General features: G+C 69.4%; 19 protein-coding genes, 2 rRNA genes, 1 pseudogene and 1 riboswitch (1 of these 23 only partly in view). Of the genes and pseudogenes, 14 read left to right on the top strand and 8 right to left on the bottom strand.

What is annotated here, in order from left to right:
- The 12 genes and pseudogenes from HEP81_RS31880 to HEP81_RS31935 all read left to right on the top strand — a co-directional run.
- A 23S ribosomal RNA gene (locus HEP81_RS31880) occupies window positions 1-1,743 on the top strand (it extends 1,377 nt beyond the left edge of the window).
- A gap of 71 nt (window positions 1,744-1,814) precedes the next feature.
- Window positions 1,815-1,931: ribosomal RNA gene (gene rrf, locus HEP81_RS31885) — 5S ribosomal RNA — on the top strand.
- A 109-nt stretch (window positions 1,932-2,040) separates the two neighbouring features.
- Complete coding sequence (clsA, locus tag HEP81_RS31890; RefSeq protein WP_037658156.1) at window positions 2,041-2,649, top strand: cardiolipin synthase ClsA; 609 nt, start codon at window positions 2,041-2,043, stop codon at window positions 2,647-2,649.
- 114 nt (window positions 2,650-2,763) lie between these two features.
- A complete protein-coding gene (locus tag HEP81_RS31895; RefSeq protein ID WP_037658154.1) occupies window positions 2,764-5,259 on the top strand; it encodes a mannose-1-phosphate guanyltransferase in 2,496 nt (831 codons plus the stop codon).
- 304 nt (window positions 5,260-5,563) lie between these two features.
- Window positions 5,564-6,463 carry a DUF881 domain-containing protein gene (locus HEP81_RS31900; RefSeq protein WP_037658152.1) on the top strand — a complete coding sequence of 300 codons (900 nt, stop codon included), beginning with the start codon at window positions 5,564-5,566 and terminating at the stop codon, window positions 6,461-6,463.
- On the top strand, window positions 6,460-6,792 hold the full coding sequence (locus tag HEP81_RS31905; RefSeq protein WP_003988855.1) for a small basic family protein: 333 nt from the start codon (window positions 6,460-6,462) through the stop codon (window positions 6,790-6,792). Before HEP81_RS31900 ends, HEP81_RS31905 begins: the two co-directional genes overlap by 4 nt.
- Before the next feature lie 4 nt (window positions 6,793-6,796).
- Entirely contained in the window at window positions 6,797-7,693 is an 897-nt protein-coding gene (locus HEP81_RS31910; RefSeq protein WP_051850311.1) for a DUF881 domain-containing protein, read from the top strand.
- A 190-nt stretch (window positions 7,694-7,883) separates the two neighbouring features.
- Window positions 7,884-8,714, top strand: coding sequence for an FHA domain-containing protein (locus HEP81_RS31915; RefSeq protein ID WP_182786934.1), 831 nt, complete (start codon window positions 7,884-7,886; stop codon window positions 8,712-8,714).
- Between the two features lie 42 nt (window positions 8,715-8,756).
- Window positions 8,757-9,494: a transcriptional regulator FtsR gene (gene ftsR, locus HEP81_RS31920; protein WP_037658148.1), complete on the top strand. Its 738-nt coding sequence runs from the start codon at window positions 8,757-8,759 to the stop codon at window positions 9,492-9,494.
- Window positions 9,495-9,581: 87 nt separating this feature from the next.
- Window positions 9,582-10,055 carry a bifunctional nuclease family protein gene (locus HEP81_RS31925; protein WP_026253112.1) on the top strand — a complete coding sequence of 158 codons (474 nt, stop codon included), beginning with the start codon at window positions 9,582-9,584 and terminating at the stop codon, window positions 10,053-10,055.
- 286 nt (window positions 10,056-10,341) lie between these two features.
- Complete coding sequence (locus tag HEP81_RS31930) at window positions 10,342-10,986, top strand: MerR family transcriptional regulator (protein ID WP_078967490.1); 645 nt, start codon at window positions 10,342-10,344, stop codon at window positions 10,984-10,986.
- Between the two features lie 68 nt (window positions 10,987-11,054).
- Window positions 11,055-12,496: pseudogene (locus HEP81_RS31935) on the top strand (DNA polymerase IV).
- Here the strand turns inward: HEP81_RS31935 and HEP81_RS31940 are convergent.
- A complete protein-coding gene (locus HEP81_RS31940) occupies window positions 12,421-12,789 on the bottom strand; it encodes a PRC-barrel domain-containing protein (RefSeq protein ID WP_037658145.1) in 369 nt (122 codons plus the stop codon). The pseudogene HEP81_RS31935 and the gene HEP81_RS31940 sit on opposite strands and share 76 nt — an antisense overlap.
- Window positions 12,790-12,908: 119 nt before the next feature.
- A riboswitch (glycine riboswitch) is annotated at window positions 12,909-13,004 on the top strand.
- A gap of 172 nt (window positions 13,005-13,176) precedes the next feature.
- Here HEP81_RS31940 and gcvP point away from each other — a divergent pair.
- On the top strand, window positions 13,177-16,062 hold the full coding sequence (gene gcvP, locus HEP81_RS31945; protein WP_037658143.1) for an aminomethyl-transferring glycine dehydrogenase: 2,886 nt from the start codon (window positions 13,177-13,179) through the stop codon (window positions 16,060-16,062).
- Window positions 16,063-16,200: 138 nt separating this feature from the next.
- Here gcvP and HEP81_RS31950 read toward each other — a convergent pair whose 3' ends face one another.
- The 4 genes from HEP81_RS31950 to modA form a co-directional block, all read right to left on the bottom strand.
- Complete coding sequence (locus HEP81_RS31950) at window positions 16,201-16,620, bottom strand: TOBE domain-containing protein (RefSeq protein WP_037658142.1); 420 nt, start codon at window positions 16,618-16,620, stop codon at window positions 16,201-16,203.
- 28 nt (window positions 16,621-16,648) lie between these two features.
- Window positions 16,649-17,752 carry an ABC transporter ATP-binding protein gene (locus HEP81_RS31955; protein ID WP_037658141.1) on the bottom strand — a complete coding sequence of 368 codons (1,104 nt, stop codon included), beginning with the start codon at window positions 17,750-17,752 and terminating at the stop codon, window positions 16,649-16,651.
- Window positions 17,753-17,813: 61 nt separating this feature from the next.
- Complete coding sequence (gene modB, locus HEP81_RS31960) at window positions 17,814-18,713, bottom strand: molybdate ABC transporter permease subunit (protein ID WP_037658139.1); 900 nt, start codon at window positions 18,711-18,713, stop codon at window positions 17,814-17,816.
- On the bottom strand, window positions 18,710-19,531 hold the full coding sequence (gene modA / locus HEP81_RS31965) for a molybdate ABC transporter substrate-binding protein (protein ID WP_037658136.1): 822 nt from the start codon (window positions 19,529-19,531) through the stop codon (window positions 18,710-18,712). The genes modB and modA overlap by 4 nt, the downstream gene beginning before the upstream one ends.
- Before the next feature lie 206 nt (window positions 19,532-19,737).
- Here modA and HEP81_RS31970 point away from each other — a divergent pair, with 206 nt between their 5' ends.
- On the top strand, window positions 19,738-20,205 hold the full coding sequence (locus tag HEP81_RS31970) for a molybdopterin-dependent oxidoreductase (protein ID WP_037658134.1): 468 nt from the start codon (window positions 19,738-19,740) through the stop codon (window positions 20,203-20,205).
- Between the two features lie 258 nt (window positions 20,206-20,463).
- On the opposite strand, the gene HEP81_RS31975 is transcribed toward HEP81_RS31970, so the two are convergent.
- The 3 genes from HEP81_RS31975 to HEP81_RS31985 all read right to left on the bottom strand — a co-directional run bounded on the left by HEP81_RS31975 (window position 20,464) and on the right by HEP81_RS31985 (window position 23,671).
- Entirely contained in the window at window positions 20,464-20,859 is a 396-nt protein-coding gene (locus HEP81_RS31975; RefSeq protein ID WP_037658132.1) for a TOBE domain-containing protein, read from the bottom strand.
- Window positions 20,860-20,881: 22 nt separating this feature from the next.
- The gene (locus HEP81_RS31980) at window positions 20,882-22,840 is read right to left on the bottom strand and encodes an APC family permease (RefSeq protein WP_037658131.1); all 1,959 of its coding nucleotides are present in this window, start codon (window positions 22,838-22,840) and stop codon (window positions 20,882-20,884) included.
- Between the two features lie 270 nt (window positions 22,841-23,110).
- Window positions 23,111-23,671, bottom strand: coding sequence for a hypothetical protein (locus HEP81_RS31985; protein WP_037658130.1), 561 nt, complete (start codon window positions 23,669-23,671; stop codon window positions 23,111-23,113).
- Window positions 23,672-23,682: the final 11 nt, after the last annotated feature.

Genomic DNA, 23,682 nt, shown 5'->3' on the forward strand with positions numbered 1-23,682 from the left:
GAGTAGCGATACACACGTGAGAAACGTGTGCGCCGATTGACTAAGGGTTCCTGGGTCAAGCTGATCTGCCCAGGGTAAGTCGGGACCTAAGGCGAGGCCGACAGGCGTAGTCGATGGATAACCGGTTGATATTCCGGTACCCGCTGTGAAGCGTCAAACATCGAGCATCGTGATGCTAAGGCCGTGAAGCCGCCCTGATCTCTTCGGAGTTGAGGGGAGTGGTGGAGCCGCTGAACCAAGCGGTTAGTAGGTGAGTGATGGGGTGACGCAGGAAGGTAGTCCATCCCGGGCGGTGGTTGTCCCGGGGTAAGGGTGTAGGACGGTGTGTAGGTAAATCCGCACACCTTGTGTCTGAGACCTGATGCCGAGCCGATTGTGGTGAAGTGGATGATCCTATGCTGTCGAGAAAAGCCTCTAGCGAGTTTCATGGCGGCCCGTACCCTAAACCGACTCAGGTGGTCAGGTAGAGAATACCGAGGCGTTCGGGTGAACTATGGTTAAGGAACTCGGCAAAATGCCCCCGTAACTTCGGGAGAAGGGGGGCCACACCTGGTGAGAACACTTGCTGTTCGAGCTGGGGGTGGCCGCAGAGACCAGCGAGAAGCGACTGTTTACTAAAAACACAGGTCCGTGCGAAGCCGTAAGGCGATGTATACGGACTGACGCCTGCCCGGTGCTGGAACGTTAAGGGGACCGGTTAGCTCCATTTCGGTGGGGCGAAGCTGAGAACTTAAGCGCCAGTAAACGGCGGTGGTAACTATAACCATCCTAAGGTAGCGAAATTCCTTGTCGGGTAAGTTCCGACCTGCACGAATGGCGTAACGACTTCTCGACTGTCTCAACCATAGGCCCGGTGAAATTGCACTACGAGTAAAGATGCTCGTTTCGCGCAGCAGGACGGAAAGACCCCGGGACCTTTACTACAGTTTGATATTGGTGTTCGGTTCGGCTTGTGTAGGATAGCTGGGAGACTTTGAAGCTCATACGCCAGTGTGGGTGGAGTCGTCGTTGAAATACCAGTCTGGTCGTGCTGGATGTCTAACCTGGGTCCGTGATCCGGATCAGGGACAGTGTCTGATGGGTAGTTTAACTGGGGCGGTTGCCTCCTAAAGGGTAACGGAGGCGCCCAAAGGTTCCCTCAGCCTGGTTGGTAATCAGGTGTTGAGTGTAAGTGCACAAGGGAGCTTGACTGTGAGACCGACGGGTCGAGCAGGGACGAAAGTCGGGACTAGTGATCCGGCGGTGGCTTGTGGAAGCGCCGTCGCTCAACGGATAAAAGGTACCCCGGGGATAACAGGCTGATCTTCCCCAAGAGTCCATATCGACGGGATGGTTTGGCACCTCGATGTCGGCTCGTCGCATCCTGGGGCTGGAGTCGGTCCCAAGGGTTGGGCTGTTCGCCCATTAAAGCGGTACGCGAGCTGGGTTTAGAACGTCGTGAGACAGTTCGGTCCCTATCCGCTGTGCGCGTAGGAGTCTTGAGAAGGGCTGTCCCTAGTACGAGAGGACCGGGACGGACGAACCTCTGGTGTGCCAGTTGTTCTGCCAAGGGCATGGCTGGTTGGCTACGTTCGGGAGGGATAACCGCTGAAAGCATCTAAGCGGGAAGCCTGCTTCGAGATGAGGACTCCCACCCACTTGATGGGGTAAGGCTCCCAGTAGACGACTGGGTTGATAGGCCGGATCTGGAAGCCAGGTAACTGGTGGAGGTGACCGGTACTAATAGGCCGAGGGCTTGTCCTCAGTTGCTCGCGTCCACTGTGTTGGTTCTGAAACCACGAACAACCATTTGCTGGTTGATAGTTTCATAGTGTTTCGGTGGTTATAGCGTTAGGGAAACGCCCGGTTACATTCCGAACCCGGAAGCTAAGCCTTTCAGCGCCGATGGTACTGCAGGGGGGACCCTGTGGGAGAGTAGGACGCCGCCGAACTCCTTTTACAGCTCCGGCTCTTGGGCATCAGCCCGAGAGCCGGAGCTTTTTTGCGTTGGGGTAAAGTCAGGGAGCATCGTTGGCTCGTTTTCCCACAGGAGGCCCCCGGGTGGAGGTCCAGGAGACCCGTGTCCAGACAGACCGGGTCCTCACCATCCCCAACATCCTCAGCATGGCGCGGCTCGTCGGCGTGCCCGTGTTCCTGTGGTTGATCCTCAGGCCGGAGTTCGGGGGACCCAAGAGCGATGGCTGGGCCCTGCTCGTGCTGGCCTTCAGCGGAGTCAGCGACTACCTGGACGGCAAGCTCGCCCGGCGCTGGAACCAGATCAGCAGCCTGGGCCGGCTTCTCGACCCGGCCGCCGACCGGCTGTACGTGCTCTCCACGCTGCTCGGCCTCACCTGGCGGGAGATCCTCCCGGTCTGGCTGACCGCCCTGCTGCTCGCCCGGGAGCTGATGCTCCTCGTGATGGTGGGCATCCTCCGCCGGCACGGGTACCCGCCGCCCCAGGTCAACTTCCTCGGGAAGGCAGCCACGTTCAACCTCATGTACGCCTTCCCGCTCCTGCTCCTCAGTGACGGCAGTGGTTGGATCGCGTCACTGGCCGCTGTTTTCGGATGGGCGTTCGCTGGTTGGGGTACAACGCTCTATTGGTGGGCAGGAGTGCTCTACGTGGTACAAGTCCGCCGATTGGTCCGTGCGGACGCCACGGCCGATTGAGCTCGGCGATTGTCCTGCCCTAACGCCTCGATGGCCCGTCGTGCAAAAGTGCGGGACAATCTGGACGGGTGAAGTCGGCTAGACCGTCGTCTCTCAGAGGAGGACGCTTCCGACATGAAGGCCGTCGTGATGGCTGGAGGCGAAGGCACCCGCCTTCGCCCCATGACCTCGAGCATGCCCAAGCCGCTCCTGCCCGTGGTGAACCGCCCGATCATGGAGCATGTGCTACGGCTGCTCAAAAGGCACGGGCTCACCGAGACCGTTGTCACCGTGCAGTTCCTTGCCTCGCTCGTCAAGAACTACTTCGGTGACGGCGAAGAGCTCGGTATGGAGCTCACCTACGCCAATGAGGAGAAGCCACTCGGTACCGCCGGAAGCGTCAAGAACGCCGAAGAGGCATTGAAGGACGATGCCTTCCTCGTCATCTCCGGTGATGCCCTGACCGACTTCGACCTCACGGAGCTGATCAATTTCCACAAGGAGAAGGGCGCGCTCGTCACGGTCTGTCTGACCCGTGTGCCCAACCCCCTGGAATTCGGCATCACCATCGTGGACGAGGAAGGCAAGGTCGAACGCTTCCTGGAGAAGCCGACCTGGGGACAGGTCTTCTCCGACACCGTCAACACGGGCATCTATGTGATGGAGCCCGAAGTCTTCAACTACGTAGAACCCGATGTTCCGGTCGACTGGTCCGGCGATGTCTTCCCGCAGCTGATGAAGGAGGGCAAGCCGATCTACGGCTTTGTCGCCGAGGGCTACTGGGAGGACGTCGGCACGCACGAGAGCTACGTCAAGGCCCAGGCCGACGTCCTGGAGCGCAAGGTCAACGTCGACATCGACGGATTCGAGATCTCCCCGGGCGTATGGGTGGCCGAGGGCGCCGAGGTGCACCCCGACGCCGTACTGCGCGGACCGCTCTACATCGGCGACTACGCCAAGGTCGAGGCCGGCGCCGAGATACGCGAGGACTCCGTCGTCGGCTCGAACGTCGTCGTCAAGAGCGGCGCCTTCCTGCACAAGGCGGTCGTCCACGACAACGTCTATGTCGGCCAGCACAGCAATCTGCGCGGCTGCGTCGTCGGCAAGAACACCGACATCATGCGGGCCGCCCGGATCGAGGACGGCGCGGTCATCGGCGACGAATGCCTGATCGGCGAGGAATCGATCGTCCAGGGCAATGTGCGGGTCTACCCCTTCAAGACCATCGAGGCCGGCGCCTTCGTCAACACCTCGGTCATCTGGGAGTCCAGGGGCCAGGCGCATCTCTTCGGCGCCCGCGGGGTCTCCGGCATCCTGAACGTGGAGATCACACCCGAGCTGGCCGTCCGCCTCGCCGGCGCGTACGCGACCACGCTCAAGAAGGGCTCCACGGTCACCACGGCCCGTGACCACTCCCGAGGCGCCCGGGCACTCAAGCGCGCGGTCATCTCGGCGTTGCAGGCGAGCGCCATCGACGTACGCGACCTGGAGAACGTGCCGCTGCCCGTGGCCCGGCAGCAGACCGCGCGGGGCAGCGCCGGCGGCATCATGATCCGGACCACCCCCGGCATCCCGGACTCGGTCGACATCATGTTCTTCGACGGACAGGGCGCCGACCTGTCCCAGGGCGGGCAGCGGAAGCTGGACCGGGTGTTCGCGCGCCAGGAGTACCGGCGGGCGTTCCCCGGCGAGATCGGTGACCTGTACTTCCCGTCCAGCGTCTTCGACTCGTACACCGGATCGCTGCTGCGCAATGTCGACACCAGCGGGATCGCCGAATCCGGCATGAAGGTCGTCGTGGACGCCTCCAACGGAAGCGCGGGGCTGGTGCTGCCCAGCCTGCTGGGCAAGCTCGGGGTGGACTCCCTGACCATCAACCCGGGCCTCGACGAGTCCAGGCCCACCGAGACCGCCGAGATGCGGCGCAGCGGTCTGGTGCGCCTCGGCGAGATCGTCGCGTCCTCGGGCGCCGCGTTCGGTGTGCGTTTCGACCCCGTCGGCGAGCGGCTGTCGCTCGTGGACGAGAAGGGCCGGATCATCGAGGACGACCGGGCGCTGCTGGTGATGCTGGACCTGGTGGCCGCGGAGCGGCGCAGCGGCCGGGTGGCGCTGCCGGTCACCACGACCCGTATCGCCGAACAGGTGGCCGCCTACCACGGCACCCAGGTCGAGTGGACGACGACCTCGCCGGACGACCTCACTCGTGTGGGTGGTGAGGAGGGCACCATCTTCGGCGGTGACGGCAAGGGCGGATTCATCGTCCCCGAGTTCGGCAGCGTGTTCGACGGCACGGCCGCGTTCGTCCGGCTGATCGGTCTCGTGGCGCGCACCCAGCTCACCCTGAGCCAGATCGACGCGCGGATCCCGCGGGCGCATGTCCTCAAGCGGGACCTGGCGACGCCGTGGGCCGTCAAGGGGCTCGTGATGCGCCGGGTGGTGGAGGAGGCCGGGGATCGCTCGGTCGACACCACCGACGGCGTACGGGTCGTGGAGTCCGACGGGCGCTGGGTGATGGTGCTGCCCGACCCGGCCGAGGCGGTCACCCATCTGTGGGCCGAGGGCCCGGACGACGCCTCCGCGCAGGCCCTGCTGGACGAGTGGTCGGGCGTCGTGGACAGCGCCGGCCGGTAGGCCGTACGACGGCTCCCGCAAGGCCGCTCCGGAGCCGCCTCGAAGGCCGCTGAAGGGCCCCCGGGCCCCGCCGCGGACCTTCGAAGCGGCTCCGGAGCGCTTCGGGGCGGCGCCGTCCCGCGCTGGTCAGGACGGTGGCACCGCCGCATGCGTGGATGCCGGACAAGTGCCCCCCAAGGGGGTCTGTCCGGCACGTCGGTGGGGCCATTCGGAGTATCGCGCGCGACATGCGACGATGTGCGGCATGCCGCAGCAACCCCCCGTTCGGAGCAGCGCCGCGCGGCCGCGCCGTCCGGACGCCTCCATGTCGTTGATCACCAACGTCATGGACCACAGCCTTGACGACGGGTACGCCGAGGCCGCCGCCCGGAAGCAGTCCTGGGGCGAGGGCGGACTGCCGAAGACCCTCAGGGCGAAGCTGGGCCTCGCGGGCGGTCTCGTCCTCGCGGCGCTGGTCGTGACCGTGGGAGCGGCGCAGGCGCGGGTGGCGGCGCCCGTGGTGGCCAAGGAGCACCAGGAGCTGATCGACCGCGTCGACAAGGAGACCGCCGACGCGGACAAGCTCCAGAGCGGCGTCGACAAGCTGCGCGACGACGTCAGCGCGCGTCAGCGGGCGGCGCTGAGGTCGAGCGGAGGCAGTGCCGAGGCGGACCTGGTGGGCATGCTGTCGGGCGCCACCGAGGTGCACGGTCCCGGCATCAAGCTGGTGGTGAACGACGCCAAGGAGGCCAGCACCGGCGGTGACGGCACCAATCCGCGGGAGACCGCGGGGTTCTCCGACACCGGCCGGGTGCGCGACCGTGATCTCCAGCGCGTGGCCAACGGGCTGTGGGCGTCCGGCGCCGAGGCCGTCTCCGTCAATGGGCAGCGGCTGACCGCCCTGTCGGCGATCAGGGCCGCCGGAGACGCGATCCTGGTCGACAACAGGCCGCTCGTGCCGCCGTACACCGTGCTGGCGGTGGGGAACGGACCCCGGCTGAGCAGCGACTTCCAGAACAGCGGCGACGGGCTGTATCTGCACGCCCTGGAGCAGAACTACGGCATCCGCGCCACCATCTCCACCGAGCACGACGTCCGGTTGCCCGCCGCGCCGAGTGTGATCGTCCGCACGGCGCAGCCGGTCCCCGACAGCGCCGACGCCAAGAACAGCAAGAACGCCAAGAGCAGCAAGAACACCGAGAAGACGGAGAAGGGCAAATCGTGATCGCCGTACTGGGCCTCGTCGTGGGAGTCGTGGCCGGCCTGTTGGTCCGGCCCGAGGTTCCGGCGGTCGTGGAGCCTTATCTGCCGATCGCCGTCGTGGCGGCGCTGGACGCCGTCTTCGGCGGTCTGCGGGCCATGCTGGACGGCATTTTCGACGACAAGGTCTTCGTCGTGTCGTTCCTGTCGAACGTGGTCGTGGCGGCCCTGATCGTTTTCCTGGGCGACAAGTTGGGCGTGGGCGCCCAGCTGTCCACGGGCGTCGTGGTCGTCCTCGGTATCCGCATCTTCTCCAACGCCGCCGCGATCCGGCGGCACGTCTTCCGGGCGTGAGGCGATGAGCGACAACCAGCACAGCGACAGCGAGCACCACGAGCACGCGCACCACGAACACGCGCACGGCGAGCACGCTGCCCGGCCGGGCAATCAGCTGCGCAAAGAACTGCCGGCCGAGGTGCCCGCTCCGGCGCCCGGGGCGGGGCAGCGGCCCGTGCCGCGCCCCGAGGGGTCGCTTACCGGCCGTCAGCGACTCGTCAAGGGGCTGTGGCCGCCGCGCCTTACCCGGCCCCAACTCATCGTCGCGCTGCTCCTGTTCGGCCTCGGTTTCGGCCTGGCCGTCCAGGTGGCGTCCAACAGCGACACCGACAGCGCGCTGCGCGGCGCACGCCAAGAAGATCTTGTTCGCATCCTGGATGAACTGGATTCGCGTACTCAGCGTCTTGAGGACGAGAGGCAGGGACTCGAGAAGCAGCGGTCGGAGCTCCAGAGCAGTTCCGACCAGGCCGCGGAGGCACGCAAGCAGACCGCCGAGAAGGAACGGCAACTCGGCATTCTGGCGGGCACCGTGGCGGCTCAGGGTCCCGGCATCACCATGACGATCGAGGACACGAAGGGGACGGTCCAGTCGGACATGCTGCTCGACACCATCCAGGAGCTGCGCGCGGCCGGCGCGGAGGCGATCCAGGTCAACGGCGTGCGCGTGGTGGCCAACACCTACTTCGCGGACGCGGGCAAGAGCGTGAGCGTGGACGGGAACAAGATCAACGCCCCTTATCGTTTCAAGGTCATCGGCAAACCGCAGGATCTGGAGCCGGCGCTGAACATCCCGGGAGGCGTGGTGCAGACTCTGGAGAAGGAGCAGGCCACGGTCTCCGTCGCACAGTCGGGCAAGGTCGTCGTGGACGCCTTGCGGCAGGCGAAGCAGCCTGACTACGCTCGGTCGTCCTCCCAGTGAACCGGCGGTGCATGGGGGCGGTCGGGCAGGGGCATGAGGTTGCGGGGGGTCGGCGCACCGACGAGGTGACGCGTGGTGGAAACTGTCTGGTGGGCACGGACGTTGTGAGGGTGTCCGGGTCGGCCGGTGTCGGCAATCAGGGTTCGTCCTGCCCCACGGGCGGGTCTGTTTCGGTCAAGGGGAATCGCCCGTGAAGTTGTTTGCGAAGTGGTTCGGCAAGAGCGCGCGAGAGGGCGGCGACAACGCGACCGCTCGTCATCGCGCACAGCCTGACGCACAAGGTCAGCGGCCGCTGTTCCGGGACCAGGTGGCTGGTCCGGGCGGTGACATTTCGGGAGGCCAGGGCGCGCCGTCAGTTGACCCTGCCCAGTCCCGCGGCATAGGTTTCGGGCAACCGTCAACCTCAAGTACGGGTGGAGAGTTTGCTCCCGGCCCGTACGCGTCCAATGCCCCGGCGGGGCAGCCGCGGCAGGAGGATCCGTCCATGTCGGTCCTGGTGTGTACGAGGTGCGGTAACCGCAACGCGGAGAACGCCCGCTTCTGTTCCAACTGCGGTGCGCCGCTGCGTCCCGGAGCCGTGCCCGAGCGCGCGTCCGAGACGACGTCCACGATCTCGATCTCCGGTCTTGAGGCCTACGACGCGGAGGCGACCGGCCAGACGCCGATGCCGCTGCTGTCGCCCGAGGCGCAGGCCGCGGTGGACGCGCTCCCGGCGGGCTCGGCCCTGCTGGTGGTGCGCCGTGGCCCGAACTCGGGCAGCCGCTTCCTGCTCGACGGTGACCTGACCACGGCCGGCCGTCATCCGCAGAGCGACATCTTCCTGGATGACGTGACCGTCTCGCGTCGCCATGTGGAGTTCCGCCGCTCGCCGGACGGTTCGTTCACCGTCGCCGACGTCGGCAGCCTGAACGGCACGTACGTCAACCGTGAGCCGATCGACCAGGTCGCCCTGCACAGCGGTGACGAGGTGCAGATCGGCAAGTACCGGCTGGTGTTCTACCCGAGCCGGCAGGGCATCTGACCCGCCCCCGGACGCGTTCCGGGGGTAACCCAGGGAAGGTCCATGCTTCACACACCGAGCGGCGGTGCCGGAAGCGGTACCGCCGCCAGGGACAGCGGGTTGATGAGCATCGGGGCGGTGCTGAACGCGCTGCGCGAGGAGTTCCCCGAAGTCACCATCTCCAAGATCCGTTTCCTGGAGGCGGAGGGGCTCATCGAGCCCCAGCGGACCCCTTCGGGGTACCGCAAGTTCAGCCCCGGTGACCTGGAGCGGCTCGGACATGTCCTGAGAATGCAGCGGGACCACTATCTGCCGCTCAAGGTGATCCGCGAGCATCTGGACGCCATGGAGCGCGGCGAGGCCGTCCCGCTGCCCGTGGTGGGGCGCCAGCGCACCGGGGAGGATGTCCTGGAGGTGCAGGAGGCGCCCACCGTGGCCCGGGTCGGCCGGTCCGAGCTGCTGGCCGCCGCGGACATCGGCGAGGCCGAGCTGGAGGAGTGGGAGTCGTACGGACTCCTGGTGCCCCTGGCGGACGGGACGTACGACGCGGAGGCGGTCACCGTGGCCGCCCTCGTTGCCGAGCTGGGGCACTTCGGGATCGAGCCCCGCCATCTGCGGGTGATGAAGGCGGCCGTCGACCGGGAGGCCGGGCTGGTCGAGCAGGTGGTGGCCCCGCTCAAGCGCCACCGCAATCCGCAGACCAGGGCGCTCGCCGAGGCCCGTACGAAAGAGCTGGCGGCGCTCACCACGAAGCTGCACGCGGCCCTCCTGAAGACCGCCCTCGGAGTGCGTCTTCCCTGATCCGGGGGCAGGCCGGTGGGGGCCGGATCGGGCGGCCACTCAGGGCCCGACTACCCAAACGTCCCGGGCACGGCCTAGGGTTGCTGTGTGAACGAGCTCGATGTCGTAGGTGTCCGGGTCGAAATGCCCTCCAACCAACCGATCGTGCTCCTGCGCGAAGTGGGAGGCGACCGTTACCTCCCCATCTGGATCGGGCCGGGGGAGGCGACGGCGATCGCCTTCGCCCAGCAGGGCATGGCCCCGGCCAGGCCGCTGACCCACGACCTGTTCAAGGACGTGCTGGAGGCCGTCGGCCAGGAGCTGACCGAAGTACGCATCACCGATCTGCGGGAAGGCGTCTTCTACGCGGAACTGGTGTTCGCCAGCGGGGTCGAGGTCAGCGCCCGTCCCTCCGATGCCATAGCGCTGGCCCTGCGCACCGGCACGCCGATCTACGGCAGTGACACGGTGCTGGACGACGCCGGAATCGCCATCCCGGACGAGCAGGAGGACGAGGTGGAGAAGTTCCGCGAGTTCCTCGACCAGATCTCGCCCGAGGACTTCGGCACCAGCAGCCAGTAGGCGGTCGGCGCCCGAGAGCGGCTCATAGGGGGCCCTGGCCTGCGCGGCCGGGGCTTTCGGGGGTCGGTCCGTGGCCTTTCGCGGCCGGTTCCCGGGGCAATTGCCACCGGCGATTGAGAGCGTCCTACGGGTCTCCGCGAGGGCATTCGGCTAGCCTTTCCCCGCGGTGGGACACGGGAAACCACTCCTTGGGTGATTATCACTCGGCGTGCCGAGTGTGGCGATCGTTGACGCACCCCTGGTGACTGCCTACCGTCGAGAAGGCAGGTCAAGGACGGAGGTCGGCGTGAGAACCAGCGGCGACGGTACGGCTGGGGGTGCTCCCGTGCGCGGTTTCGGGGAGAGCGGTCCGTACCCGGTTCACAGCAGCGCGGTGGATCACGCTCCGCAGCGGCCGACGGCGGTGCCGGGCGGCGAAGGGGCGGCGTCCATGACGTCCGAGGAGATCGGCTATCGCGGGCCCACGGCCTGCGCGGCGGCCGGCATCACCTATCGACAGCTCGACTACTGGGCGCGTACGGGTCTGGTCGAGCCGAGCGTGCGGCCCGCGTACGGATCGGGCACCCAGCGGTTGTACAGCTTCCGGGACGTCGTGGTCCTGAAGATCGTCAAGCGGCTCCTGGACACCGGGGTCTCGCTCCAGAACATCCGGTCGGCCGTGCGGCACCTCCGGGAGCGCGGTTTTTGCGACCTGGAGCGCATGACGCTCATGAGCGACGGCGCGACCGTGTACGAATGCACCTCGCCCGACGAGGTGCACGCGCTTCTCCAGGGCGGCCAGGGCATCTTCGGGATCGCGGTCGGCGTGGTGTGGCGGGACGTGGACAACGCCCTGTCCCAGCTGCACGGCGAGCGCATCGACACGGGCGAGACGCTGGTCGGGCACAACCCGGCGGACGAACTGGCGCGGCGCCGCAACCGGGCGGTCTGAACCGGCTCTGACCCGACGGGCCGCCGGGCGCCGCCGGATTGTCAGTGCCGTGGTGCAGCATCGGAGATGTGAGAAACGCGCCCACGATCCTGCATCTCGACATGGATGCCTTCTACGCCTCGGTGGAGCAGGCATCCAAGCCGAGCCTGCGCGGGAAAGCGGTCGTGGTGGGCGGCCTCGGACCGCGCGGCGTGGTGGCCACGGCGTCGTACGAGGCGCGGGCCTTCGGGGTGCACTCGGCGATGCCGATGGCCCAGGCGCGGCGGCTGGCGCCCAACGCGGCGTATCTGGTGCCGCGCTTCAGTCTGTACCGGGCGGTCAGCGAGCAGGTGATGACGCTGCTGCGGGAGCTGTCACCGCTGGTGGAGCCGCTGAGCCTGGACGAGGCGTTCGTGGATCTGGCGGCCTCGGGCGCGGCGGAGGACGCGGAATCGGCGCGGCGCGCGGGCCTGCGACTGCGCGCGGACATCCGTACGGTCACGGGGCTCACCGGCTCGGTGGGGCTCGCCGCGTCCAAGATGCTCGCGAAGATCGCCTCCGAGCAGGCCAAGCCGGACGGCCTGGTGCTCATCGAGCCGGGCACCGAGCGGGCGCTGCTGGGGCCGCTGCCGGTGCGGACCCTGCCCGGGGTGGGCCCGGCCACCGGCGACCATCTGCGGCGCGTCGGGATCACGACGGTCGACGAACTGGCCGAGGCGGGCGAGGACGAACTCGTACGACTGCTCGGCAAGGCCCATGGCCAGGCGCTGTACGCGATGGCGCTGGCGCGGGACGAGCGGCCGGTGGTGGCCGAGCGGGAGGCCAAGTCCGTGTCGGTGGAGGACACGTATGACGTGGACATCCATGACCGGCCGCGGATCGGCCTTGAGGTGCGGAGGCTGGCGGACCGCTGTGTGCGACGGCTGCGCGAGGCCGGGCTGTCCGGGCGGACGATCGTACTGAAGGTGCGGCGGTACGACTTCTCGACGCTGACCCGCTCCGAGACTCTGCGGGGCCCCACGGACGATCCGGCGGTCGTACGGGAGGCCGCCGAGCGGTTGCTGGAGTCCGTGGACACCACGGGCGGGGTGCGACTGCTCGGTGTCGGCGTCTCCGGGCTCGCCGACTACACCCAGGAGGACCTGTTCGCCCAGGCGTCCTCGCGGGCGGAACCGGTGCCGGAGGAGGCCGCGGCAGAGCCGGTCGCGGTGCCCCGGGAGCCGGTGCTGCCGCACTGGCGGGCCGGCCAGGACGTGCGGCACGCGGAGCACGGGCACGGGTGGGTGCAGGGGAGCGGGGTGGGCCGGGTGACGGTGCGCTTCGAGACCCCTCAGTCGCCGCCGGGGCGGATACGCACCTTCCTGGTCACGGACCCCGCGCTGGAGCCTGCGGACCCGCTGCCCCTGGTCGTCACGGCACCCGCTCCCTGATCCTGCCCGCCCCTGTCGCCCGGGGCTATGTCTCCTCCGAGCCCGCCAGCTTGCCGAAGTTGTGGTCAGCGGCGGCGTCCGGGGTCACATCGAGGCCGTAGTGGTGGTAGAGCTGGAGTTCCTGCTCGGGGGAGAGGTGGCGGCCCACGCCGAAGTCGGGGGCGTCCTTGATCAGGGAGCGGTCGAAGGGGACATGGAGGGTGCCCTCGACGAGCTCGCTCGGCTCCAGGGGGACGAACGCGTCGCGGGAGAAGAGGCCGGTGCGTATGGCCGCCCACTCGGGGACACCGGTGGCGTCGTCCAGGTACACCTCGTCGATGGTGCCGATCTTGGTGCCATTGCGGTCGAACGCCTTGCGGCCGATCAGGTTGCGCGGATCGATGTCGGTCTCCACGGCCCCTCTCCCTCCAACTGGTCGCAACTCATCCGTAAGCACTACGAAAGAGCACATTCACTGCGGCGGCCACTTGAGAATCCGGCCGTTGACCTCGCTGGTAGGCTGATTGCGGCTGCTGACCCCGTGCGGGAGAGTCCTCCGACCCACCTCGGAGGCGCCGAAGGAGCAAATCCTCCCCGGAATCTCTCAGGCTCACGTACCGCATGGACGAGGTCACTCTGGAAAGCAGGGCGGGCGTCGACGGCTTCCGCTCTCACCGACGGTGAAAGCCGGCGCCGTCAAGGTGCCGGTGAAGCTCTCAGGTTGAGATGACAGAGGGGGAGGCCGTCCGGGCACCCGCGCCGTGGTGCCCTTCGAAGGTCGTCAGACCAGGAGGCCTCCGCAATGACCGCCCATCGCATTCCGCTCTCCGAGCTCGAAGCGGGCATCCCCTTCGAACAGCGCCACATCGGGCCCGACCAGGAGGCGCGGGCCAAGATGCTCGCCCAGGTCGGCTACGGCTCCCTGGACGAGCTGACCGCCGCCGCGGTCCCGGATGTGATCAAGAACGCCGACGCCCTCGACCTGCCGGGCGCCCGCACCGAGGCCGAGGTGCTGGCCGAGCTGCGCTCGCTCGCCGACCGCAACCAGGTCCTCGGCTCCATGATCGGCCTGGGTTACCACGGCACCTTCACCCCGCCGGTCATCCTGCGCAACGTCCTGGAGAACCCGGCCTGGTACACGGCCTACACGCCCTACCAGCCGGAGATCTCCCAGGGCCGCCTGGAAGCCCTGCTGAACTTCCAGACCATGGTCGCCGACCTCACCGGTCTGCCCACCTCCGGCGCCTCCCTCCTGGACGAGGGCACGGCCGCCGCCGAGGCCATGGCGCTGTCCCGGCGCATGGGCAAGAACAAGAAGGGTCTCTTCCTGGTCGACGCGGACGCCCTGCCGCAGACCATCGCCGTCATCCAGACCCGCGCCGAGCCGACCGGCGTCGAGGTCGTCGTCGCCGACCTGAGCGCGGGCATCCCGGCCGACGTCGCCGCCCGTGACATCAACGGCGTGCTGGTCCAGTACCCCGGTGCCTCCGGTGCCGTACGCGACATCAAGCCGGTGATCGAGCAGGCGCACGAGCTGGGCGCGCTCGTCACCGTCGCCGCCGATCTCCTCGCCCTCACCCTGCTGACCTCCCCGGGCGAGCTGGGCGCCGACATCGCCATCGGCACCACCCAGCGCTTCGGCGTCCCGATGGGCTTCGGCGGCCCGCACGCCGGCTACATGGCGGTGCACGAGAAGTTCGCCCGCAGCCTGCCCGGCCGCCTGGTCGGCGTGTCCGTCGACGCCGACGGCAACAAGGCGTACCGGCTGGCCCTCCAGACCCGTGAGCAGCACATCCGCCGTGAGAAGGCCACCAGCAACATCTGTACCGCGCAGGTGCTGCTCGCCGTCATGGCCGGCATGTACGCCGTCTACCACGGCCCCGAGGGTCTTCGGACGATCGCCCGGCGCACCCACCGCTACGCGACGCTGCTCGCCGAGGGCCTGAAGGCCGGCGGCATCGAGATCACGCACGGCGCCTTCTTCGACACCATCACCACGCACGTGCCCGGCAAGGCCGCCGAGATCGTCGCCGCCGCCCGGGACAAGGGCGTCAACCTGCACCTGGCCGACGCCGACCACGTCTCCCTGGCCTGCGACGAGACCACCACGCGGGCGCAGCTGGAGAGCGTCTGGGCCGCCTTCGGCGTCGAGGCCGATCTGGCGGCGCTGGACGCGGCCACCGAGGACGCGCTGCCCGAGGCGCTGCTGCGCGGCGACGAGTTCCTCGCCCACCCGGTCTTCCACCAGCACCGCTCCGAGACCGCGATGCTGCGCTACCTGCGCAAGCTGTCCGACCGCGACTACGCGCTCGACCGCGGCATGATCCCGCTGGGCTCCTGCACCATGAAGCTCAACGCGACCACCGAGATGGAGCCCATCACCTGGCCCGAGTTCGGCGCGCTGCACCCCTTCGCGCCCGCCGAGCAGGTCGAAGGCTTCCTCACGCTCATCCATGAGCTGGAGGACCGCCTCGCCGAGGTCACCGGCTACGACAAGGTCTCCTTGCAGCCGAACGCCGGCTCCCAGGGCGAGCTGGCCGGTCTGCTGGCCGTCCGCGGCTACCACCGCGCCAACGGCGACGAGCAGCGCACCGTCTGCCTCATCCCGTCCTCCGCGCACGGCACCAACGCGGCCAGCGCCGTGATGGCCGGCATGAAGGTCGTCGTCGTCAAGACGTCCGAGGACGGCGAGATCGACGTCGAGGACCTGCGGGCCAAGATCGAGCAGCACCGCGAGCAGCTGGCCGTGCTGATGATCACCTACCCGTCCACGCACGGTGTGTTCGAGGAGCACGTCGCCGACATCTGCGCCCAGGTGCACGAGGCGGGCGGCCAGGTGTACGTCGACGGCGCCAACCTGAACGCCCTGGTCGGCCTCGCCAAGCCGGGCCACTTCGGCGGCGACGTCTCGCACCTGAACCTGCACAAGACCTTCTGCATCCCGCACGGCGGCGGCGGCCCCGGCGTCGGTCCGGTCGCGGTCCGCTCGCACCTCGCGCCGTACCTGCCCAACCACCCGCTCCAGCCGGCGGCCGGCCCGGAGACGGGCGTCGGCCCGGTCTCGGCGGCGCCGTGGGGCTCGGCCGGCATCCTGCCGATCTCCTGGGCGTACGTCCGGCTGATGGGCGGCGAGGGGCTCAAGCGGGCCACCCAGGTGGCCGTGCTCTCCGCGAACTACATCGCCAAGCGCCTGGAGCCGCACTTCCCGGTGCTCTACACCGGCCCCGGCGGCCTGGTCGCGCACGAGTGCATCATCGACCTGCGCCCGCTGACCAAGGCGACCGGCGTCAGCGTGGACGACGTGGCCAAGCGCCTGATCGACTACGGCTTCCACGCCCCGACCATGTCGTTCCCGGTGGCCGGCACGCTGATGATCGAGCCGACCGAGTCGGAGGACATCATCGAGCTGGACCGGTTCTGCGACGCGATGATCGCGATCCGCGCGGAGATCGAGAAGGTCGGCTCCGGCGAGTGGCCCGCCGAGGACAACCCGCTGCACAACGCCCCGCACACCGCGGGCGCGCTCGGCGGCGAGTGGACGCACGCCTACAGCCGCGAGGAGGCCGTCTTCCCGGCCGGGGTCTCGGTGGCCGACAAGTACTGGCCGCCGGTGCGCCGCATCGACCAGGCCTTCGGCGACCGCAACCTGGTCTGCTCCTGCCCGCCGCTGGACGCGTACGAGGACTGACCGCGCCGCAGCCGTGCCCCGAGGGCCCCGTCCGGATGTCCGGGCGGGGCCCTCGGGCGTCCGGAGGGGGTGAGTAGGGGTGCCTCGGCCGCCGGTAGGGGGACGGCGGGGACATCCCGCCTGGACGACCCGGTCGCCCTACGCCGTCTCCAGGGCCACCTCGGTCGCCTTGATCAGGGCGACCACGTCGGAGCCCACGAACAGGCCCAGCTGGATGGCCGCGTCCCGGGTGATCGCGGCGGTCACCTCGCCGCCCGGGACGGAGATCCGCACGGTCGCCATGACGGCGCCGGTGGTCAGGCCGACCACCGTGCCGGGCAGCTGGTTGCGGATCGACAGGCCGTCGATCTGGGCCGTGGCGACGGAGACCTCGGTCGACTTCACCAGGGCGCGCACCGGGGTGCCGGGGGCGAGGGCCAGGTCCTCGGCGGCCGCCAGGGTGATGGCCGCGGTGAGGTTCTGGCCGCCCTCCAGCCGGACCTCGACGGTGGCCATGGCCTCGCCCGGGTGGACCGCGGTGACGCTGCCGGGGAGCTGGTTGCGGATGCTCAGGGTCATGGGCACCCACCGTAGAGCGCCCGTCGGCTCAGGCGGGGTATGCGTGGGTCTGGGTCGCTTTGACTGTCGCCCAGACCGGTGCACCGGGCTGGAGCTCCAGGTCGGCGGCGGCCACCGTGGTGAGGTCGGCGGCGAGCGGCAGCTCACCGGTGAGATCGGCGCGGATCTGGTCGCCGTGCGTCTCCAGGCCGGCCACCTCGCAGCGCCACAGATTACGGGCGCTGGCCCCGGTGGGCCGGTCCCGGAAGAGGGTCACGGCCGAGGGCGAAAAGGCCACGAAGGCCGGTCCGGACAGCTCCTCGGTGGTGGTGATCGAGGGCCCGGCGTCCAGTCGTACCGTGTGGCCCGCGGCCTCGCCACGGTAGAGGTTCAGACCGACGAGCTGGGCGATGTAGTCCGTGCGCGGACGGCGGGCGATGTCGGCGGGGGCGCCCTCCTGGACGATCCGGCCGTGCTCCACCACCACCAGGCGGTCCGCGAGCACCATGGCGTCCAGCGGATCGTGGGTGACGAGGACGGCGACCGCCTCGAACTCGGCCAGATGGCGCCGGAGTTGGGCGCGGACCTCCAGCCGGGTACGGGCGTCGAGGGCGGCCAGCGGCTCGTCCAGGAGGAGCAGCCGGGGCCGGGTGGCCAGGGCGCGGGCGAGGGCCACGCGCTGGGCCTGGCCCCCGGACAGCCGGCGCGGCTTCGCGCCCGCGTGCTCGGCGAGCCCCATGCGTTCCAGCCAGGCCGCGGCCAGCGCACGGGCCTCCGCCTTGCCCCGGCCCTGGCAGCGCGGCCCGAACGCCACGTTGTCCAGCGCGGACAGATGCGGGAAGAGGAGGTAGTCCTGGAAGACGACGCCGACCGGGCGGGACTCCGGCGCCACCCGCTCCAACGGGACGCCGTCGAGCCGGAGATGGCCCCCGCTGAGCGGCACCAGACCGGCGAGGACGCGCAGCGCGGTGGTCTTGCCCGCGCCGTTGGGGCCCAGCAGCGCGACCACGTCACCGGGCGCCGCCGTCAGGGCCACGTCCAGCCGGAAGCCGCCCCGGTCCACGACGAGCCGGGCGTCGAGCCCCTGCCGGTCCGCCCCTTCCGGGTCCTGGGCGTCGGGACCCTGGGCGCCGGGGTTCCGGGCGTCGGTCATGCGTGCGGGATCCTTCGGCCGTGACTGCTCTGTGGATGTGGTCCGCCGTCCTCCCGCCATGTCACACCCCCGTCAGCCAGCGGTCGCGCAGTCCCGCCAGCACCGCGATGGAGACGGCCAGCAGAACCAGGCTCAGCGAGATCGCGGCCTCGGGGTCGTTCTGGAGGGCGAGGTAGACCGCGAGGGGCATGGTCTGGGTGCGGCCGGGGAAGTTGCCGGCGAAGGTGATCGTGGCGCCGAACTCGCCGAGCGCCCGTGCCCAGGCCAGTACGGCGCCCGCCGCGACGCCGGGCGCGATCAGCGGCAGCGTGACCCGGCGGAACGCGGTGAAGCGGGAGGCGCCGAGCGTGGTGGCCGCCTCCTCGAAACGGGGGTCGGCGGCGCGCAGGGTGCCCTCCACGCTGATCACCAGGAACGGCATCGCGACGAACGCCTCCGCGAGCACCACCGCGGTGGTGGTGAACGGCAGGGTGATCCCGAACCAGGCGTCGAGCCACTTGCCGATGACGCCGTTGCGGCCCAGCGCGAGCAGCAGGGCCACACCGCCGACGACCGGCGGCAGCACCAGCGGCAGGGTCACCAGGGCGCGCACCAGACCGCGCCCGGGGAATTCGGTACGGGCCAGCAGCCAGGCCAGCGGCACGCCGAGGACGAGGCTGACGGCGGTCGCCAGGGTGGCGCTGACCAGCGACAGCTGGAGCGCCTGCCACACCTCGGTGCTGGTCAGCTGGTCCGGCAGGCTCCGCCAGGGGGCGCGGACGAGCAGCGCGAGCAGCGGCAGCAGGAGGAAGACGAGGGCCAGGACGCCGGGCAGCAGGAGGGGCAGCGGGACACCGCGGCGACCGGCCGCGCGGATACGGCGGGGCGTCGTACCCCCGCTCTCGCCCTTCCCGGCACGGCGGCGCCGCGGCCGGTCCGTGCGGGGACCGGCCGCGGCGCCGGGCTCATCGGGTGAGGTCACGGCTTGAGGAACCCGGCCTCGCCCAGCACCTTCTGGCCCTCGGCGGACCGCACGAGGGCGATGAACGCCTTCGCGGTCTCCGCGTTCTTGGCGTTCTTCAGCAGGGCGATCGGGTAGTCGTTGACGGCCTTGGCGGACTCGGGGAACTCCACGCCCTCCACCTTGTCACCCGCGGCGTGCACATCGGTCTTGTACACCACCGCGGCGTCGGCCTCCTTCAGCTCGACCTTGTTCAGGGCGCTCTTGACGTCCTGCTCGTAGGAGACGGGGGTGAGCTTGAGGTGGCTTGCGTCCAGCGCCTTCTGGGCGGCGGCGCCGCAGGGCACGGTCTTGTCGCACAGGACGACCTTCAGACCGGGCTTGGTGAGGTCCTTCAGGGAGGCGACCTTGCCGGGGTTGCCGGGCAGGGTGGCGATCTCCAGCTGATTGCGTACGAAGGTCTCCGGAGCGCCGGCCGCGTCCTTGGCGTCCGTCACGGTGGCCATGGTCTTGGGGCTGGCGGCGGCGAAGACATCGGCCGGGGCGCCGCCGGTGATGCTCGCGGCGAGGGTGTCGCTGCCGCCGAAGCTGAAGGTGACCTTGGTGCCCGGGTGCTGCTGCTCGAACTCCTTGCCGAGGGCGGTGAAGCTCTCCTGGAGCGAGGCGGCGGCGAACACGGTGACCGTGCCGGACAGCTTGGGGGAGGCGGAACCCGACGCGTCCGACGCCGTGTTCGAGGACCCGGAGGACGACGAGCAGGCGCTGAGGGTCAACAGGACGGCGGCTCCCGCGCCGGCCAGCTCAAGCATCCGCCGGGTCCGGCGTACGGAAGGGGTCATCACGGTTCTGCTCCTCGTGTTGTGCGGAACGACTGTCGCGCCCTGGCACGGTTGTACGAACCTGCCGTGCCGCGATGATACTGCCGCATCTGCCAGGTGTAAGTCCCTTGTCGCATCGCATGAGCTGGGATCATGCGCGGTGTGGCTGGCATGTGCGTTTGTACGGTGCGCTGCCGCGGGTACCGTCCTGCCGGAGGTGGTCGCAGGTGACACTCGCCCGGCTCGCCCTGAGCGGAGATCTCGTACGCCCTTCCCGGCTGACCGTGCCGGACCTGCTGCGCTGGCCACAGCACCGGGTGGCCGTCAGCTTCGAGTGCGCGACCAGCGGCACGCAGCACCACCGCTTCACGGGGCCGCGGCTGTACGACGTCCTCGTCGACGCGGGACCCGGCTTCGACCCGGCGCGCCGCAAGGACCGGCTGCGCTTCCTGATCGCCGTCACCGGTACCGACGGTCACCACGCGCTGCTGTCCTGGGCCGAGATCGACCCGGACTTCGCCGACGCGCCCGTCCTGTTGGGCGTGAGCATCGACGACACCCCCCTGGACGCGGCCGGCCCCCAGTTGGTCCTGCCCCAGGACCGCTGCGGAGCCCGCCACATCAGCGGAGTCACAGCGATCCGAGTGGACGGGAGCTACCGGTGCGCGCCGGCGGAGGTGGCGGCGGTTCCGTGAGGCGGGGGCGGCCGGGCGGGGAGGGGGCGAGTGCTGGGCGGGCCGGGATGTGGGGCCGCCGCCGAATGCGCGGGCCCTGAGGTGGTGGGGCGGTCCGATCCGCCGGGGCCCGACAGGGCTGTCCGAGTCGACGGAGCCGAGTGATCCATCCGGGCCGAGCGAGCCCGACCGGGCCGACACGGAGGCGACCGAGTCATCCAGGCCGAGCGGGCCGACCGAGCCGGGCCGAGCCCCCGACCGGGCCGGTACGGGAGATGGTCAGACGCGGTCGATATGGACGTTTGTCGACTTGACCCGGGCCGTTGCCTCCACGCCGACCTCCAGGCCGAGTTCCTCCACCGCCTCGCGGGTCAGCAGGGAGACCAGTCGGTGCGGGCCCGCCTGGATCTCGACCTGGGCGGCGACGTCGCCGAGTTTGATGGCGGTGACGATGCCGGGGAAGGCGTTGCGCACGGAGGTGCGGGAGGTCTCCTCCTCGCCGCTGCCGCCCTTGGCCAGTTCGACGGAGAACGCGGCGAGGTCGCGGCCGTCGATCAGCCGCCGCCCCGCCTCGTCGCGATGGGTGGCCACCCGGCCCGCGTCGGCCCAGCGGCGGGCGGTGTCCGGGCTGACGCCGAGCAGCCGCGCCGCCTGGCCGATCGTGTAGGACTGCATGCGGAGAACGATAGGGCGCTGCTCAGCCCGTGTGCACACGCGGCCTGCGGTCCCGGTCGGGCTCCGCCTCGCGCAGCACCTCCCGGGTGACCGGCGCGACCTCGCCCTGACCGAAGAGGAAGAACCGCAGGAAGTTGGCGAACGGACTGCCCTCGGTCCACTCGAAGTAGATGTGCGGGGTGCAGCCGGTGACATCGCGGACATGGAGCAGCAGCGCCGCCAGGGCGTTCGGGATGGACGCCGACTCCAGCGTCAGCACCCGGTAGCGCTCGTGCAGGACCTCGCCGCGCACGGTCAGGCCCGCCTCGAACTCCGACGGGTCGGTGACCGTGACCTCGACGAAGACGAAGTCCTCCTGCTCCGGCATGTCGTTGTCGGCGCGGATCTGCTCGATCTTGTCGCGGTACTCGGCCTTGTCCCGGTGCCCCGGCTCGTTCGCGATGAACCGCATCTTCCGGCTGGCCATGTCCCTGATGAAACGTTCCGCCAGTGGATCGAGCGTCACGCTGGTCACGCGCAGCTCGAAGGCGCGGGCCAGCCGGGACAGCAGCGAGACCAGGATGATGCCGACGATGAAGCAGGCACCGATCTTCACACCGTCCGGACGCTCGATGACATTGACGACCGTCGTGTACAGGAACACCACCGAGATCACGGCGAAGCCGATGGTCCAGCGGCGCTGTCCCGCCTTGCGCGCCGCGATGGTCACCGCGATCGCCGCGGAGCTGATCAGCACCAGCACACCGGTGGCGTACGCGCCGCCCTGCTTGTCCACGTTGGCGTCGAAGATCCAGGTCACCAGGAACGCGACCAGCGTGAAGACGATGACCATCGGACGCACCGCGCGCGCCCAGTGCGGCGCCATGCCGTACCGGGGCAGATAGCGCGGCATCAGATTGAGCAGGCCCGCCATGGCGGACGCGCCGGCGAACCAGAGGATGGCGATCGTCGAGACGTCGTAGACCGTGCCGAAGGCGCCGCCGAGGTACTGGTGCGCGAGATAGGCGAGGGCACGCCCGTTGGCCGGGCCGCCCGGCTGGAAGTCCTTCTCCGGGATCAGCAGGGTCGTGATGAAGCTACTGGTGATCAGGAAGCAGCTCATGATGACGGCGGCGGTCGTCAGCAGCTTCTTCGCGTCCCGGATCCGGCCGGTGGGGTGCTCCTCGGTGTCGCCCGGGTCGCCCTTCACATGCGGCATGACGGCGACGCCGGTCTCGAATCCGGACAGACCGAGGGCGAGTTTCGGGAAGACGATCAGGGCCACGCCGATCATCACGAAGATGTTCCCGTGCTGCACGGTCAGCGCGTTGGTCCAGTCCGTGACCACGTGCTCCGCCGTGATGACGTGGTACAGGCCGACGGCCACGACGACCAGGTTGAGCGCGAGATAGACACCCACCAGCGCGAACGCGACGCCGATCGCCTCCAGGAAGCCCTTGAGGAACACCGCGCCGAGCAGCGCCACCAGCAGCAGCGTGATCAGCATCTGCTTGCCCTGGAGGGCGTGCGTCAGATGCGGGTTCTCCACCAGGTGGGTGGAGGCGTCGGCCGCGGACAGGGTGATGGTGATCAGGAAGTCGGTGGCCGCGAACCCGAGCAGGGTCAGCACGAACAGCTTGCCCTTCCAGAAGGACAGCAGCCGCTCCAGCATGGCGATGGAGCCCTCGCCGTGCGGGCTCTCCTCGGCCACCCGCCGGTAGACCGGCAGCGCGCCCGCCAGGGTGACGAGCACCAGCACGATGGTCGCGATGGGGGAGACCAGACCGGCGGCGAGCGCCGCGATGCCCGGCTGATAGCCGAGGGTGGAGAAGTAGTCGACACCCGTCAGGCACATGACCCGCCACCAGCGCTGCCCCTTGTGCGGGGGCTCGGGCTGGGCATGCGGTCCGGTGTGGCCACCGCTCTTGCCCATGTCGGCCAGGCCCTCCAGCATCCAGGCGCGCAGGCGACCGGTACTGGGAGGGTGTTCGGTCGTGGCCATCGATGTGCTCCTGATGTGGGGCTCAGCTCTTTTCGGCCATCACACGGACGGCGGCACCAGCGTATGCAGAGCGTGACGCCTGGGCCTCCGGATCAGGGGCGGGGAGGCATCAATCTTGCGTTAAGAATGGCGCGGTGCCATCAGGGCCGCATCAAGAAGCTGAGGCAGGAGCGGATCATCAGGAGCTGAGCCGAACGGGTGGCGCAGGGCGCTCCCCGGGAATCAGTGGCCACCGAGTGTCATCGTGCGTGGGTGTCGGCCGGGGCACGGTCACTCCAGTCCGGAGGCCCGGAAGACCGCCAGGGCCGTCTCGCGGTCCAGTCGGCGGGCGAGCCGGTCGAGGGCGGTGGTGCCGCAGCGCAGGGTGCCGCCGGCCAGCGAGTGGCGGGCGCCGTCGTCGAGCCGGTGCCACAGGGCGGGGTTGCGCACCAGCACCTCCGGGTCGATCTCCACCCGGTTCCCCAGGAGGTCGCGCAGCACCAGCCGCTGGTTGACGCCGTCCAGCGGGCGGACCGCGACCAGCAGATCGGTCTGGACCCGACGGGTGCGCAGCAGCCTCCTACTGGCCAGCCAGCCGTCACCGGCCGACACCTTGGCCGGATACAGGACGAGAAGCAGGAGCAGGGCCAGGGCGGACCACAGCAGGCCCCGCCACCAGGTGAGGGAGCCGGCCGCGCCGTCGATGCACAGCAGCAGCGCGAGCAGGGCGGCGGCGCAGCGCAGGGCGGTGCGCATCTCGCCGGCCCACTCGTGGTCGTACGCGACGGTGGTGGCGGTGGTCGGTGGCCGCGGGCTCGCCACCCGGGCCCGTGTGTCGTCGCTGTGCTCCATGACCTCGACGT

The organism is Streptomyces griseofuscus (genome assembly GCF_014673495.1).
Lineage (GTDB): Bacteria > Actinomycetota > Actinomycetes > Streptomycetales > Streptomycetaceae > Streptomyces > Streptomyces murinus.